Annotated in this window: 12 protein-coding genes; 2 read left to right on the top strand and 10 right to left on the bottom strand. The window is 64.3% G+C overall.

The window, feature by feature from the left end; all coding sequences use genetic code 11:
- Positions 1-2: 2 nt before the first annotated feature.
- Positions 3-1,478, top strand: a complete 1,476-nt coding sequence (locus ACSQ9I_RS40765) for an NAD-dependent succinate-semialdehyde dehydrogenase (RefSeq protein WP_436317527.1) — start codon at positions 3-5, stop codon at positions 1,476-1,478.
- Between the two features lie 383 nt (positions 1,479-1,861).
- Here the strand turns inward: ACSQ9I_RS40765 and ACSQ9I_RS40760 are convergent, their stop codons facing one another.
- The 5 genes from ACSQ9I_RS40760 to ACSQ9I_RS40740 form a co-directional block, all read right to left on the bottom strand.
- On the bottom strand, positions 1,862-2,107 hold the full coding sequence (locus ACSQ9I_RS40760) for a hypothetical protein (RefSeq protein ID WP_436317526.1): 246 nt from the start codon (positions 2,105-2,107) through the stop codon (positions 1,862-1,864).
- 593 nt (positions 2,108-2,700) lie between these two features.
- Positions 2,701-3,600, bottom strand: a complete 900-nt coding sequence (locus tag ACSQ9I_RS40755; RefSeq protein ID WP_436317525.1) for a LysR family transcriptional regulator — start codon at positions 3,598-3,600, stop codon at positions 2,701-2,703.
- Positions 3,601-3,668: 68 nt separating this feature from the next.
- Positions 3,669-5,132, bottom strand: a complete 1,464-nt coding sequence (gene adeC / locus ACSQ9I_RS40750) for an AdeC/AdeK/OprM family multidrug efflux complex outer membrane factor (RefSeq protein ID WP_436317524.1) — start codon at positions 5,130-5,132, stop codon at positions 3,669-3,671.
- A gap of 1 nt (position 5,133) precedes the next feature.
- Entirely contained in the window at positions 5,134-8,301 is a 3,168-nt protein-coding gene (locus tag ACSQ9I_RS40745; protein WP_436317255.1) for an efflux RND transporter permease subunit, read from the bottom strand.
- A gap of 15 nt (positions 8,302-8,316) precedes the next feature.
- Positions 8,317-9,525 (bottom strand): efflux RND transporter periplasmic adaptor subunit, encoded by a 1,209-nt coding sequence (locus ACSQ9I_RS40740; protein WP_436317523.1) that lies wholly within the window; start codon positions 9,523-9,525, stop codon positions 8,317-8,319.
- Between the two features lie 130 nt (positions 9,526-9,655).
- Between ACSQ9I_RS40740 and ACSQ9I_RS40735 the strand changes: the two genes are divergently transcribed.
- Entirely contained in the window at positions 9,656-10,276 is a 621-nt protein-coding gene (locus ACSQ9I_RS40735) for a TetR/AcrR family transcriptional regulator C-terminal domain-containing protein (RefSeq protein ID WP_436317522.1), read from the top strand.
- Positions 10,277-10,291: 15 nt separating this feature from the next.
- On the opposite strand, the gene ACSQ9I_RS40730 is transcribed toward ACSQ9I_RS40735, so the two are convergent.
- The 5 genes from ACSQ9I_RS40730 to ACSQ9I_RS40710 form a co-directional block, all read right to left on the bottom strand.
- Complete coding sequence (locus ACSQ9I_RS40730) at positions 10,292-10,453, bottom strand: hypothetical protein (protein ID WP_436317521.1); 162 nt, start codon at positions 10,451-10,453, stop codon at positions 10,292-10,294.
- Positions 10,443-10,586: a hypothetical protein gene (locus ACSQ9I_RS40725; protein WP_436317520.1), complete on the bottom strand. Its 144-nt coding sequence runs from the start codon at positions 10,584-10,586 to the stop codon at positions 10,443-10,445. The genes ACSQ9I_RS40730 and ACSQ9I_RS40725 overlap by 11 nt, the downstream gene beginning before the upstream one ends.
- A gap of 742 nt (positions 10,587-11,328) precedes the next feature.
- Positions 11,329-11,577 carry a hypothetical protein gene (locus ACSQ9I_RS40720; protein ID WP_436317519.1) on the bottom strand — a complete coding sequence of 83 codons (249 nt, stop codon included), beginning with the start codon at positions 11,575-11,577 and terminating at the stop codon, positions 11,329-11,331.
- Positions 11,578-11,652: 75 nt separating this feature from the next.
- Complete coding sequence (locus tag ACSQ9I_RS40715; protein ID WP_436317518.1) at positions 11,653-13,032, bottom strand: MFS transporter; 1,380 nt, start codon at positions 13,030-13,032, stop codon at positions 11,653-11,655.
- 82 nt (positions 13,033-13,114) lie between these two features.
- Positions 13,115-14,269 carry an FAD-dependent monooxygenase gene (locus ACSQ9I_RS40710; RefSeq protein ID WP_436317517.1) on the bottom strand — a complete coding sequence of 385 codons (1,155 nt, stop codon included), beginning with the start codon at positions 14,267-14,269 and terminating at the stop codon, positions 13,115-13,117.
- Positions 14,270-14,303: the final 34 nt, after the last annotated feature.

Below are 14,303 nucleotides of genomic sequence, written 5' to 3'. Positions count from 1 at the left end.
CCATGAAAAACCTGCTCAAGGATCCCGAACTATTCCGAACCGCTGCCTTCGTCGGAGGCGAGTGGGTCGATGCCACACCGCACGGCAAGTACACCCTGCGCAACCCTGCGACCGACGAGCCGCTCGCGGACCTGCCTCGCTTCCGGCAGGACGAGACGGCGCATGCCATCGAAGTTGCGCACCACGCGTTCCTTGCCTGGCGCCGGACAACGGCCAAGCACCGATCTGAGATCCTGCGCCGTTGGTATGACCTGATGATCCTTCATGTCGACGACCTGGCGACCCTGATCACGGTGGAGGAAGGAAAGCCGCTTGCCGAAGCGAAAACCGAGGTCCAGTACGCGGCGTCGTTCCTGCAATGGTTCTCCGAGGAAGCAAAGCGCGTCCGCGGGGATGTGATCCCGGCGCCGAAGGACACCCAGCGTATCGTGGTGCTGAAGGAGCCAATCGGGGTCTGCGCAGCCATCACGCCCTGGAATTTTCCCGCGGCGATGATCACGCGCAAGGCCGGTCCGGCGCTGGCCGCCGGATGCAGCATGGTGGTCAAGCCTGCGAGCCAGACGCCGCTCACCGCGCTGGCCTTGGCCGAACTGGCGCGGCGCGCCGGCATGCCCGCGGGAGTCTTCAACGTCCTGACCGGCAATGACACCCGCGACATCGGGAACCAGCTCACATCGCATCCCCTCGTGCGCAAGATCACCTTCACCGGTTCGACCGAAGTCGGCCGCGTATTGCTGGCGCAAGCGGCGGGAACGATCAAGAAGTGCTCGATGGAGCTGGGGGGCAACGCACCCTTCATCATCTTCGATGACGCAGACCTGGATGCTGCCGCAGATGGCGTGGTCGCGGCGAAGTTCCGCAACACCGGCCAGGCGTGCATCAGCGCCAACCGGGTGCTCGTTCAGGCCGGCGTGTACCAGGCCTTCGCCGCCAAGCTGGTCGAGCGTGTTCGGAACTTGCGCGTAGGCAATGGCCTGGAAGCTGACGTGCAGCTCGGTCCGCTGATCGATGATGCCGCCGTCATGAAGGTGGAGGAACACATTGCAGACGCCATCGAGCAGGGAGCGACGGTGCTGCACGGCGGGCATCGCCATTCGCTTGGCGGCCGCTTCTTCGAACCGACGGTCGTTGCCGGCGCCACGTCGCAGATGGCCCTGGCGCGGGAAGAAACCTTCGGACCCCTCGCGCCGCTCTTTCGTTTCGAGCAGGACGAGGACGCGTACGCGGTCGCCAACGCGACCGAGTACGGACTCGCCGCCTATCTCTACAGCCGGGACGCTGCTCGCATCTGGCGCGCATCCGCGGCCATTGAGGCCGGGATGATCGGGATCAACTGCGGCTTGATTTCCAATGAGGTGGCGCCATTCGGTGGGGTAAAGCAGAGCGGTCTGGGTCGCGAGGGCTCGCACCACGGCATCGAGGAATTCCTGGAGCTCAAGTATCTGTGTTGGGACGGTCTTGCACCTGTCTTCAGCTGAACTGATCTGAAGTCGCCACCACCCCCCACAGGTGCCCGCACGATCTTCTCGGGGCCGCAGGCGCGCGGCAGGACGCGCTGAGCGACCGCCTGGTCGGTGGTGCGCTTCACGGCCGACGGGCAGCTCGACGCGTGATCGGGTGCCGGTGCCTTGCGCGACTGATCTGGCTGTTGCGCCCACATCAAAAGGTGCGGAGACCGAAAAGCTGGCCATCACGCGCCCAACTCGACAAGGCCCAGCTGCGCACCGTCGGACCATTGTTCTAGGTTGCGCAAACAGCAAGAGCGATGGTCTGCGAAGGGAGAACTCGCACTGCTGCCGGCATGTGGGTCGCGCCCGCGTGGCGTCGATAGTAGGTGCTTAGACGGTGGAGGCGCGTTGGACTACGAACAAGCATATTGCGTCGTGGCTGTGTTGTAGACGAGCAGCGTCAGCGATGTGCCTACGCTGGCGCCGTTGAGCGCCTCGCTCGTCAGTATGAAGCCAAGGCGTCGTCCGTACACCCCTGGCCAACCGCGTGCGGCCCAGAATGGACCGCCGAGTGACATTTGCGCAGTGAGCTGCGCCGCTTTCGCCAATTCCTGCAGTCCGCCATGCGCGTCCAGTACAGCCGCCAGTAGCTTGTCCATTTCTCGCTCCTCGCCTAATGCACGGTCGTGATGGCGACGTGACGGTTCACCGCCTTCATGGTGTGCACGATCTCCTGATGGTGCACACCATCTCCCGGCGCACTCTTCAGGCCGCATGCTCCGAGGTCAGGCCAGCTTCGACAACAACGGTGCTGGCCGGACTATTACGCTAATCCTCTTCGGCACCTATATCCGGACCACCTCAGGGTTCTGCTATCTGGCTGGGATTCTGGACGCCTTCAGCCGCAAGGTGGTGGGCTACGCGACCACGCGCAACATCGATACGACGTGGCTCTGGCCGAAGTGCAAAGCCGATATCCTCCACCCGGCTGCATCTTCCATACGGACCGATGGGCCCAATACGCAAGCGAGACCTATCGCAAGGCCTTGCAGGAAGCGAGGCTGCGCAGGCCGAGAGCTTCATGAAGACCGCTCAAGGTCGAGGACATCTACATCGCCCGCTACGAGACCTTCAGCGACATCGCGAGCCGGCTGCCACCGTTCATTGAAGAGGTCTACAACGCCAAGCGCCTGCATTCGGCGCTCGGCGGGCGTCAATCTGGATGCAAGTGGCGTAGGCGACCGGGGCGGGTCTACTGAGCTACGCCGCTGACCGAACCGGTCGACTGTTCGAGAAAATCGAGCATCGCGCGCATCGCGGCGCTATTGTGGCGGCGCTGCGAATAGGCCGCGTAAACCCAGTGGTCGCTGCGCATGTGCTCACGCAGCACCGAAACCAGCGCGCCGCGCTCCAGGTGCGACTGTGCCAGCGGCTCCGGGACGTAAGCCACGCCAACACCGCGCAGCGCCAGCTCGATCAGCGCGATCGGATCGTTGGCTTCCATGCGGCTGTGCACCGCCACCTCATATTGCCGACCCGCGGTCTCGAAGGGCAGGTGCGTGGTGGGCATAACCGCGAAGCTCAGCACCTCGTACCCGCTCAGGTCTTTCGGCGTCTGCGGAATGCCGCGCTTGGCCCAGTAAGCGGGGGAGGCGCAGACCACCATGTCGAACTGCGCCAAGCGCCGAACGATGAGGTTCATGTCATCGATGCGTCCGCCGGTCAGGTGGATATCGATACCTTCCGCGATCAGATCGACGGCATCGTTGGTGAGTACAAGGCTGACGTATACGTCGGGGTAGCGCTTGATGAATTCGGCGATCACGTTCGAAAGCCATCCTGCGATGAGGCCATGCGGCGCGCTGATGCGCAGCCGCCCACGGGGGAGCGCGCCGTGCGCCTGGAGGTCGTGGAGCGTGGTTTCGGCCATGGCCACCAGTTGCGCACTGCGCTCCAGCAGCAACTCGCCGGCGTCAGTCAAGCTCAGCGAGCGAGTGGACCGGTTGAGCAGGCGCACGCCGCTGCGCTTCTCGAGTTCGATCACGTAGCGGCTGACGGTTCCCTTCGACACGCCGAGCGACATGGCGGCGCGGGAGAAGCTGCGCCTAAGCGCCACTTCACGAAAAGTCTTGATGAGATCGAATCCATCCATAGAGACCTGAGCACAGTATTAGAGCCCGATAGAGGCCCAAGAGCTGGGCTGCCACCGGTTAACAATCGTCAGGTCCGCGCGTCGCGGGTCAAGTCTGCGACTGGCGTACCGGTGCTTTCCACCCAGCCGCCGCCGAGCGTCTTGTAGAAGGTCACGAGATTGGTCAGGCGCGAAAGGCGCGTGGCGATGAGGTTCTGCTGCGCCGTGTAGAGCGAGCGCTGCGAATCCAGTACGGTGAGGTAGCTGTCGACGCCGCGCCGGAAGCGCGCGTCCGACAACCGGTAGCTCTCCGTCGTCGCATTCACCAGCGACTGTTGCGCTTCGAGCTGGCGGCCGAGCGTGCTGCGTTGTGCCAACGCATCCGAGACCTCGCGGAAGGCTGTCTGGATCGCCTTCTCGTACTGCGCCACCGAGATGTCGCGGCTGACGGTCGCGATCTGGAGGTTGGCGCGGTTGGCGCCGCCGTCGAAGATCGGTAGCGTGATCTGCGGCGCGAAGCTCCAGCTGCCCGAGCCGCCCTTGAAGAGGCCCGAGAGCTCGCTGCTGGACGTGCCCGCCGATGCCGTGAGGCTGATGCGCGGATAGAAGGCCGCGCGCGCCGCGCCGATGTAGGCGTTTGCGGCCTTGAGATCGCGCTCGGCCTGCAGGATGTCCGGGCGGCGCTGCAGCAACTCGGAGGGCAGCCCCGGCGGAATGCTGGCCAGCGGGCTCGTGGCCGCCGCGGCGCGGTCGGGCAGGGCCTGCGGCAGCAGTTCGTCCGGCAGCTCGGCACCCACGAGCAGCATCAGCGCATTGCGGTCCCGCGCCACCTGGGCGGTGTAGCGCTCGACGTCGACGCGGGCGGTGTCGACGCTCGTCTGCGCCTGGCTCAGCGTGAGTGCCGAGGCCGCACCCAGCTCGAAGCTGCGCTGGTTGAGACGGTAGGAGTCACTCTGGCTGCGCAAGGTGTCGCGCGCGAGTTTCAGCTGGTCCAGGTCGGCGGCAAGCGTGAGGTAGCTGGTCGCGACTTCCGCCACCAGGCTGATCTGGGTGCTGCGACGCGCCTCGGCGGTGGACAGGAATTGCTCCTGCGCCTGTGCGCTCAGGCTTCGGACGCGGCCGAACAGGTCGATCTCGTAGGCGCTGAAACCGAGCGTCGCGCTGTACTGGTGCGCCGTGAGGGCCTCGCCCGTGGACGACAGGTCGGCCGGCGTGCGGCTGCCGCTGCCGCCGGCACTGGCATTGACGGTCGGGAAGAGCGCCGCATCCTGCACCCGGTACTGGGCGCGGGCCTTCTCGATGTTCAGCACCGCGACGCGCAGGTCGCGATTGTTGGCGAGGCTCATCTCGATCACGCGCTGCAGCGAGGGGTCGTTGAAGACATCGCGCCAACCGAGGTCGGCCACCGGCGTGGATGCGGCGGCGCCTGCATCGCCTGCAAATTTGCCGGGGACGGGCGCTGCGGGTTGCTGGTACGCGGGCATCAGGCTGCAGCCGGCGAGCAGGGCGGCCAGTGCCAACGGCGCGAGGGGAGTCGATGTGAAGCGGGACATGTCAGACACCTTCTGAAGTGGGCTGGGCCGTGTGGGAGTGGGAAATCGCAGCGTGTGGCTCGGCCGGCTTGCCCTTGAACAGCCCGACCACCAGGACGAAGAAAAGCGGCACGAAGAAGATGGCGAGCACCGTGCCCGATAGCATTCCTCCGATCACCGCGGTGCCCAGCGCATGCTGCGCTCCGGCGCCCGCGCCGCTGCCCAGCACCAGGGGCAGCACGCCCAGGATGAAGGCCAGCGACGTCATCAGGATCGGGCGCAGCCGCAGGCGGGCGGCTTCCAGTGCCGATTCCACCAGGCTACTGCCGCGTTCATGCAGATCTTTGGCGAACTCGACGATCAGGATGGCATTCTTCGACGCCAGGCCGATGGTCGTGAGCAGGCCGACCTGAAAGTACACGTCGTTCATCTTCCACGTCAGGATCGCGCCGACCAGCGCGCCCAGCACGCCGAGCGGCACCACGAGAATGACGGAGAACGGGATCGCCCAGCTCTCGTACAAGGCCGCGAGGCAGAGGAACACGATCAGGATCGATAGCGCGTAGAGCAGGCCGGTCTGGCCGCTCGATGCCTTCTCCTGGCGCGACAGACCGGTCCATTCGTAGCCGATGCCAGCAGGCAGCTTCGCCACCGCCTGCTCGACGATGGCCAGCGCCTCCCCGCTGGAGGCGCTGCCCGGCATCGCCATGCCCAGGATTTCCACCGAGGGCACGCCGTTGTAGCGCTCCAGCCGCGGCGAGCCGGAGCTCCAGCTCGCCTTGGCGAAGGAGGTGAAGGGCACCATGGCGCCGGCGCTGCTGCGCACATACCAGCGGTCGATGTCCTCCGGCAGCATGCGGTACTGCGCATCGGCCTGCAGCATCACCTTCTTCACCCGACCCTTGTCGATGAAGTCGTTGACGTAGCTGCTGCCCCAGGCGGCCGAGAAGGTGTCGTTGATGTCCGCCATCGAAAGGCCCTGCGCCTGTGCCTTGTGCGGATCGACCTCGAGCCTGAACTCGGGCGTGTCCTCCTGGCCGTTGGGCCGCACGGCCACCAGCCGCTTGTCCTTCGACAGTTCGCCCAGCAGCTGGTTGCGCGCCTGCATCAGGGCCTCATGGCCGAGATTGGCCCGGTCCTGCAGCATCAGGTCGAAGCCTGCCGCGTTGCCGAGTTCCGACACGGCCGGCGGTGCGAAGGCAAACACCTTCGCGTCGCGGATGGTGTTGAAGAAGGCGCTGGCCTTCGCGGCCACGCCCGTCACGGCGAGCGTCTCACCCTTGCGCTCGTCCCAGGGCTTGAGCTTGACGAAGGCGAAGCCGGTGTTCTGACCGCTGCCAGCGAAGCTGAAGCCGGATACCGCGAACACGCCGGCCACTGCGTCCTTCTGGTCTTCCAGCAAGTGGTGCTCGACCTGGCGCATGACGTCGTCGGTGCGTGCGCTGGTGGCGCCGGGCGGCAGCTGGACCAGCACGAACATGCTGCCCTGGTCCTCGTCGGGCAGGAAGCCGACGGGCAGCTTCATGAAGCCGAAGACCACCGCGGCCAGCAGCACCGCGTAGACGACCATGTAGCGCCAGCCCTTGCCCAGCATGTGTCGCACCACGCCCTGGTAGCGGCCGTTGCCGCGGTCGAAAGTGCGGTTGAACCAGCCGAAGAAGCCGGTGGTCGCCATCGCATGGCCCTTGGCGACGGGCTTGAGCAGCGTCGCGCAGAGCGCCGGCGTGAGCACCAGCGCCACGAGCACCGACAGCGTCATGGCCGAGACGATCGTGATCGAGAACTGGCGGTAGATCACGCCGGTGGAGCCGCTGAAGAAGGCCATCGGCACGAACACCGCCGCCAGCACCAGCGCGACGCCGACCAGGGCGCCGGTGATCTGGCCCATCGACTTGCGCGTCGCCTCCTTCGGTGAGAGGCCTTCCTCCGTCATGACTCGTTCGACGTTCTCGACCACCACAATCGCATCGTCCACCAGCAGGCCGATCGCCAGCACCATGGCGAACATGGTCAGCGTGTTGATGGTGAAGCCGAAGGCCGCGAGCACGCCAAAGGTGCCGAGCAGCACCACCGGCACCGCGATGGTCGGGATCAGCGTCGCCCGGATGTTCTGCAGGAAGAGATACATCACCAGGAACACCAGGACGACTGCTTCGACCAGCGTTTTGACGACCTCCTCGATCGAGATCCGCACGAAGGGCGTGGTGTCGTAGGGCTTCTGGACCTTCATGCCGGGTGGGAAGAACTTCTCGAGCTCGGCCACGCGGGCGTCGATGCCCTTGACCGTGTCGAGCGCGTTGGCCCCCGTGGCCAGCTTGATGGCGAGGCCGGCAGCCGGCTTGCCGTTGTAGCGCCCGACCGTGTTGTAGGACTCGCTGCCCAGCTCGATGCGGGCGACGTCGCGCAGGCGGACCTGGGCGCCGTTGGTCTGCGTGCGCAGCAGGATGTCTTCGAACTCCTGCGCGGTCTTCAGGCGCGTCTGCGAGGTGATCGTTGCGTTGAGCTGCTGGCTGCCCGCCGCAGGCAGGCCGCCGAGCTGGCCGGCCGAGACCTGCGCGTTCTGCGCCTGGATGGCGGTCTTCACGTCCAGCGGTGTCAGGCTGAAGTTGGCGAGCTTGTTCGGGTCGAGCCACACGCGCATGGCGTACTGCGAGCCGAAAAGGGTGGTGTCGCCCACGCCCTCGACGCGGCTGATCGCCTCCTGCACGTTCGCGGCCACATAGTCCGACAGGTCGGACCCGTTCATGCTGCCGTCCTCGGACGTGAAGGCCAGCACGTTCAGGAAGTTGGTGGCCGACTTCGTCACGGTGACGCCCTGCTGCTGCACCTCTTGCGGCAGCAGTGGCGTGGCCAGCGAGAGCTTGTTCTGCACCTGCACCTGGGCGGTGTCGGGGTTGGTGCCGTTCTCGAAGGTCAGCGTGATGGTGACCGAGCCCGACGACTCGCTGGTCGAGGCCATGTAGCTTAAGCGGTCCAACCCCTTCATCTTCTGCTCGATGACCTGGGTGACGGTGTCCTCCAGCGTCTTGGCGGAAGCGCCCGGGTAGTTGGCGGTGATCGCGACGGCGGGCGGCGCGATGCTCGGGTACTGCGCGATCGGCAGCGTGAAGATGGAGAGAGCTCCTGCCAGCATCACGATGATGGCGAGGACCCAGGCGAAGATGGGGCGGTCGATGAAGAAGCGTGCCATGACAGTCTCTCGCGATCAGTTCGCCGTATTGCCGGAAGCGGGAAGGGCCGCTTTGGGCGTTTCAGCGGCGGGCTTGACGCTGGGGCTCCATTGCACGGTCTTCACCTCGACGCCCGGCGCTGCGCGCTGCTGGCCGTCCACCACGAGCTGGTCGCCGGCCTGAAGGCCGCTGCGCACCAGCCATTGATCGCCGACGGCGCGTTCCGTCTCGAGCATGCGCCGCTGCAGCTTGTGCTGGGCATCCACGACGAAGGCCGTCGGCTTGCCGGTGCTGTCGCGCGACACCGCCTGCTGCGGCACCAGGAGCGCCTGCTCTTTGACGCCCTCCTGCAGCACGGCGCGCACGTACATGCCGGGCAGCAGGTCGGCGTTCGGGTTGGGGAACACCGCGCGCAGCGTGATGGCGCCGGTCGTCTGGTCCACGGTGACGTCCGAGAATTCGAGCTTGCCTTCGAGCGGATAGGCACTGCCGTCTTCCAGCAGCAGGCGCACCTTGGCGGCATTGGCGCCGCTCTTCTGGAGATCGCCGCGCGCCATGGCCTGTTTGAGCTGGAGCACCGCGGCACTGGATTGCGTCACGTCGACGTAGATCGGGTCGAGCTGCTGGATGGTGGCCAGTGCGGTCGCCTGGCTGGCCGTGACCAGCGCGCCGGGCGTGACCGTCGACTTGCCGATGCGCCCCGAGATCGGCGCGTCGATGCGCGCGTAGGCGAGGTTGATGCGGCTCGTCTCGACATTGGCCTTCGCCGCGGCGACGTCGGCCTCGCCCTGCTGCAGCGAAGCGGCGGCATCGTCGTAGTCCTGCTGGCTCACCGCCTGGATGGCCACCAGCTCCTTGTAGCGCTCGGCCTTCAGCCGCGTGGTCTTCAGGCTGGCCTGCGCCTTGGCGAGCGCGGCGACATTGCTGTCGTAGGTGGCCTTGTAGGTGGCTGGATCGATCTGGTAGAGCGTCTCGCCGGCCTTCACGTCGCTGCCTTCGCGGAACTTGCGCGTCTTCACGATGCCGCCGACCTGGGGGCGGACGTCGGCGATGAGGAAGGGCGCGGTGCGGCCGGGCAGCTCGGCCGTGATGGCCACGCGTTGCGGCTGCACCGTGACCACGCCGACTTCGGGCGTGCCCTGCGCCGGAGGCGGGCCTCCTGGCGGCTTGCCGCATGCGACGAGCAGGCAGGCGGACGCAAGGGCTGCCGTAAAGGTCAGGCCGAAGGTAAGGGGTGGACGCATGGCGAATCTCCTGAAGGACGTGGAAGGATTCGTCGTTTAAACGAACCGTACGGTATGTGAATGTAGATTGACTTCCTGCTGATGTCAATCAATAATGAACTAATTGGTTCTGATATAAGGAGGCAAACAGATGCGAGTCAAGACGGAAGCCAAGCGCGATGCGATCGTCCGAGCGGCGTCGGAAGTGTTCAGGGAAATGGGCTTCGAAGGCGCCTCCATGTCGGAGATCGCCGCGCGGGCGGGCGGTTCGAAGGCGACGCTGTACGGATACTTCAGCTCCAAGGAAGCGCTCTTCGTCGCGGTCATCCTCGGCGCTGCCGAGACGCATTTCGACCCGATCTTCGCGGCCCTCGGGAAGGACAGCGACGACCTGGAGCGCGTACTGCAGCGCTATGGCGAAAAGATCATGGTCGTGGTGTCCTCGCAGGAAATCATCGAGGCGATGAGAGCCGTGATCGCGGAGTCCGGGCGAAGCGACATCGGACGGCAATTCTTCGAAGGCGGGCCCAAGAAAGGTCTGCTCGAGCTGGCAGGGTTTCTGGAGCAGCAGATGCAGAAGGGACGCTTGCGCAAAGCCGATCCGCAGGTGGCGGCGCGCCACCTGACTGCGTTGCTGGACTCGGAGGTCACCATGCCGCTTCTGCTCGGCATCGAAGGGCCGCCGTCACGCAAGGACCTGCGCGAGGCCACCCGCCGCGCGGTACAGGTTTTTCTCGGCGGCTATGCACCCGTGAGCGACAAGGCCTCGTAGCCGACAGGTGCTGCATCAACCATGAAGGTCGGCATCACAGCCAAGCTCTTCCTGTTCGTTCTGCTCGCCTGTGCTTGTCGAGCAGGTCCTGTTGAGCAATTCCTTGAGATCAAGTACCCTCAGTTGGGACGCGTCGGCGTGCCTTGAGGCCGCAAGCGCCATGTCTTCACTGTTCATCCAACATCCGGCTGATCTTGCTGCCGAGCGCCCTTTCTGCGCGGAAATAGCCCATGACGGTCACCACGCTCTGGTGTCCCGTCATCGCCATTGTTTCGGGCAGCGACATGTTCTGCTGGCCGGCCTCGGTCACGAAGCCGGCCCTTAACGAGTGCGCGCTAAAAAACCCCCTTTGACCCCGGCGAGAACACATCGCTCCTTCACGATGTCGCGCACCGCGGCTGGCGCCAGCGCCTCCCCGAGGTGTCCGCCTTTGCGAATGCGCCGGAAGAGGGCGCATTCATTGATCCCGCTCGCAGAGAGCCAGTCCTGCATGGCGAGTGCCGCGCTGCCCACCAGCGGCTTGACGTCCTCAGGGCGTCCGCGCCGGCCTGGTTGGTCTTGGAGTGCGCGAGCGTGTAGAGATAGGAGCGGGCATCGACGCGCTGGAGGTTCTCGAGGGTGGCCGCGGCTCGTCGCAACTGCTCTGACGTAGAGCCAGTGGCTTGTCGCATCGCGAGCACAGTGGCTCTGGTCAGTATGAGCCCGTTGCAGTTGCTATCCGCGCTACTGGCATCGTCGTGCTTTGCAAAAGATTGCGTGCCACTTCGAGCCGCTCGTTTTGAACAAACTTGTGCGTTTCACACAAAGTGGAAACAGCTCACGCTGCTCGCGTGAACAGTGACGATGCCTTGCTGTATCCGTCGGGTTACTGGACCCGAGGCATGCATAGTCGTTGCGCCGCGCCCGCAAAGCTGCCTCAGTGCGCCACCTCAACGAACATGGCGGCTTTATTCAGGTCGAGCACAAGGGTTCTTTCTATCAGTCGCGACGACACAACTAAGAGAACCGCGCCATCAAACGCCACGGCCTGCAGTTCCCTCGAAAGCGGGTAGTCACGGCGAGTCGCTTGCGCCGCATTGAACTGGGTGCGCCAAAAAGGGCAGGATCTCAGGGCAGCGTTCGCGCAGGATCTGGGAACCAGACTCGAGAGCCCGCTCGATGCATTGGCCGGCATAGACTGCGTCGCTGCGCATGCGCGGCACATCAATCCACCAGCCGACGCCCGCCATGAGCCACTTGAAGTCCACCAATGGCAGCATGCCCTCATCTTGCCACGAAAGGGTTGCGGGTATGGCATTCATCACGATCCATCCTTTCACAAACGTCAACAGCAGTCGCCTCTTTCGGCCTGTCACCCAGAACGCCATCGACCCCAGCTAGTCGAGCGAGCGATTTCTCGATTCGATGTCCACCATCCAGATCGCGACCGCCGCCAGCGCCAGAAACGACGAGAGCAGAACAAGAGAGAGGGTGAAATGCGTCGCCATCACCGGAGCAATGATTGCGGGAGCGAACAGGCCGCCAAAGCGTGCGATCGCACCCGCGGTGCCCATGCCGCTGGCCCTCAGATCGGTCGGATACACCTCGGGGGTAAAGGCGTAGAGCGCGCCCCAGGTACCAAGCAGGGCGAAGCTCATCAGCAATGTGGAGCCAACAACAAGCGCAGTCGATTGGCCTAGGCTATAGAACAAGCAACCCACCGCGCTCAGAAGCAGGAACCCGATCAAGGTGGGTTTCCGTCCCCACCGTTCGACGCCGTAGGCCGACAATGCAAACCCGGGAAGTTGCACAAGCGCCAGCAGGATGAGGAAGACCTGACCACGCATGAAACCAAAGCCCTGACCAGCCAGCTTCACTGGAAGGTAGACGAAGACGCCGTAGTACGCGATCGAGATGAACATCCAGGCGACCAGCAGGCAGATGCTGCGACGTCGACAATCGGCTGCGAAGAGCGCAAAGACTGACTTGCGCTCGATCTTTTGGGGCACCAATGGCCCAATGTTCACGGAGACTCGATTAACCGCAGCTACGCGCTGGAGCACTGCACGCGCCTCGTTTGAGCGACCTGCTTTGTTCAAGTAGAGCGGGGACTCGGGCACAAAGAAGCGAAAGATCACACCAACCAATGCTGGGATGCCCGTCACGAGGAAGATCATCCGCCAGGCATCGTCGCCCCGCGATACTGCGAACAGCGCAAGAATCGCGAGCAAGATCGTGCCGATGGCCCAGAAAGATTCCAACAGAACCAGCCAACGACCTCGGCGGTCGGATGGCAGAAATTCGGCCATCATCGTGTAGTCAACGGGCAAGGTTCCACCAACGCCGATGCCGGTGAGAAAGCGCAGCACCAAAAGCCATTGGAACTCCGGCGCGAAGGCAGAGGCGATGCCGCAGATTGCGTCGATGACCACCGCCATCATGAGCACTGGTCGGCGACCGATTCGGTCGGCGAGGCGGCCGAACGCAAAGGCCCCAATCAGCATGCCGATAAAAAAGGCCGTGCCGGTCTGCAACGCCGCAGGCACGGAAATGCCAAATGTCGCGGCGATGGACGGAGCAGTGAATCCGATCGAAAGAACCTGCATCGCGTCCGCGAGCCAGACCAATCCGAAGATGACGAAGAGTCGATACTGGAATAGACCGACGCCGGCAGCGCGAATTCCCTGTTCGATGGTGATGGCTGGAGATGCGGAGCCCGTCGCGCGGGGCAGCGCGTCTGGACTTACCGTTGGGATGGCGATGGCTGGTGACGACATGATCTACCTGCTTTTGAAAGTTGGTTATGAATTCGGGCCACTGGCGGGCATGTTCGGAAGCGGCCCGTAACGATTCGAATGGCTACGACCTGGTCGCCACCGGCTCCACCAGCGGAACGTTGAAAACGTCGTACCCGAAGCACCAGGAGGGATCTTCGTTCGTGCGCAACCACGTGTTGTTGTGCGAGATGCGCTGTACCTTGCTCGCACGCTCGGCGCGGTTGGCCTCATAGAGATCGAAGGCCAGTTCGTGATCGTGTGCGCCCACCTCTTGGAGGCAGCGCGCAAGCATGGCGGCATCTTCAATCGCCATGGCCGCACCTTGGGCCATGTGGGGCTTCATCGGATGGCAGGCATCGCCCAAAAGCACGAGCCGGCCGCGACTCCACAGCGGCAGCGGATCGCGCTCGAGCAACGACCATTTGGTCACCTCCCGCGTGTTCTCGATCAGAGCCTGCACCGTGGGGTGCCAACCCTTGTAGAACTCTCGCATCTCCTCCTTGCTGCTGGGCAACCACCGATCATTGAGATCCCACTTCTCCGCGGGCACGCCCGTCACGTAGTAGATCTCGTCTTGCCTGCTCGTGACGAAGTAGGTCATCATGTGCTGGTCTTCGCTCCACCATTTGACGCAGGCATCGAAGGGCAGCATGCCCACCTTCACGGACGGAGTCGGGAACACGGCGCGGTGGGCAAGATAGCCAGCGTACTTCGGCGGTTCGGCGCCCAGAAGCTCCTCTCGGATGCGCGAGTTCACGCCGTCCGCACCCACCACGATATCGGCTTCCTCGACTGAGCCGTCAGTGAACTCCAGGCGCACCACATCGCCGCGATCGTCGACCTTGGCGAGTTGCTTACCGAATGTCGTGACACCTGCGGGAAGCGCCTCCATGAGCAGGGCGTGGAAGTCGCCGCGATGCACCGTCAGATAGCTCGCTCCATATTCCTTGACTGCGTAGTCGCCCAGCGGAACTCGCGCCAGGATATCGCCCGTCTCCCAGTGACGGCTGTACCAGTGGTCCGGATGCGAGCCCTGCGTGTTCATTGCATCCTCGATGCCGATTCGGCGCATGACCTTCATGACGTTCGGCCCGACATGGATGCCGGCGCCCAAACGCGCGAAGGAGGGTGCCTGCTCGTACAGGCGGACATTGAACCCGGCTTGGAACAGCAACGAAGCGGCCGAGGCGCCACCAAGTCCGGCGCCGATGACGGCGATGCGAGGGTTATGAGACATGTGCGTTTCTCCTTGACTACAAAAGCAACTTTCT

It is taken from the genome of Variovorax sp. LjRoot84 (assembly GCF_964254305.1).
GTDB lineage: Bacteria > Pseudomonadota > Gammaproteobacteria > Burkholderiales > Burkholderiaceae_C > Variovorax.
The sequence above is the reverse complement of the archived record's forward strand: the minus strand, read 5'-3'. Positions and strand labels throughout refer to the sequence as shown.

Excerpts from the sequence above, each read along its gene's own strand:
- ACSQ9I_RS40765 (WP_436317527.1), top strand. The coding sequence starts at position 3 with ATGAAAAACCTGCTCAAGGATCCCGAACTATTCCGAACCGCTGCCTTC.
- ACSQ9I_RS40760 (WP_436317526.1), bottom strand. The coding sequence starts at position 2,107 with ATGGACAAGCTACTGGCGGCTGTACTGGACGCGCATGGCGGACTGCAG.
- ACSQ9I_RS40755 (WP_436317525.1), bottom strand. The coding sequence starts at position 3,600 with ATGGATGGATTCGATCTCATCAAGACTTTTCGTGAAGTGGCGCTTAGG.
- adeC (WP_436317524.1), bottom strand. The coding sequence starts at position 5,132 with ATGTCCCGCTTCACATCGACTCCCCTCGCGCCGTTGGCACTGGCCGCC.
- ACSQ9I_RS40745 (WP_436317255.1), bottom strand. The coding sequence starts at position 8,301 with ATGGCACGCTTCTTCATCGACCGCCCCATCTTCGCCTGGGTCCTCGCC.
- ACSQ9I_RS40740 (WP_436317523.1), bottom strand. The coding sequence starts at position 9,525 with ATGCGTCCACCCCTTACCTTCGGCCTGACCTTTACGGCAGCCCTTGCG.
- ACSQ9I_RS40735 (WP_436317522.1), top strand. The coding sequence starts at position 9,656 with ATGCGAGTCAAGACGGAAGCCAAGCGCGATGCGATCGTCCGAGCGGCG.
- ACSQ9I_RS40730 (WP_436317521.1), bottom strand. The coding sequence starts at position 10,453 with ATGAACAGTGAAGACATGGCGCTTGCGGCCTCAAGGCACGCCGACGCG.
- ACSQ9I_RS40720 (WP_436317519.1), bottom strand. The coding sequence starts at position 11,577 with ATGAATGCCATACCCGCAACCCTTTCGTGGCAAGATGAGGGCATGCTG.
- ACSQ9I_RS40715 (WP_436317518.1), bottom strand. The coding sequence starts at position 13,032 with ATGTCGTCACCAGCCATCGCCATCCCAACGGTAAGTCCAGACGCGCTG.
- ACSQ9I_RS40710 (WP_436317517.1), bottom strand. The coding sequence starts at position 14,269 with ATGTCTCATAACCCTCGCATCGCCGTCATCGGCGCCGGACTTGGTGGC.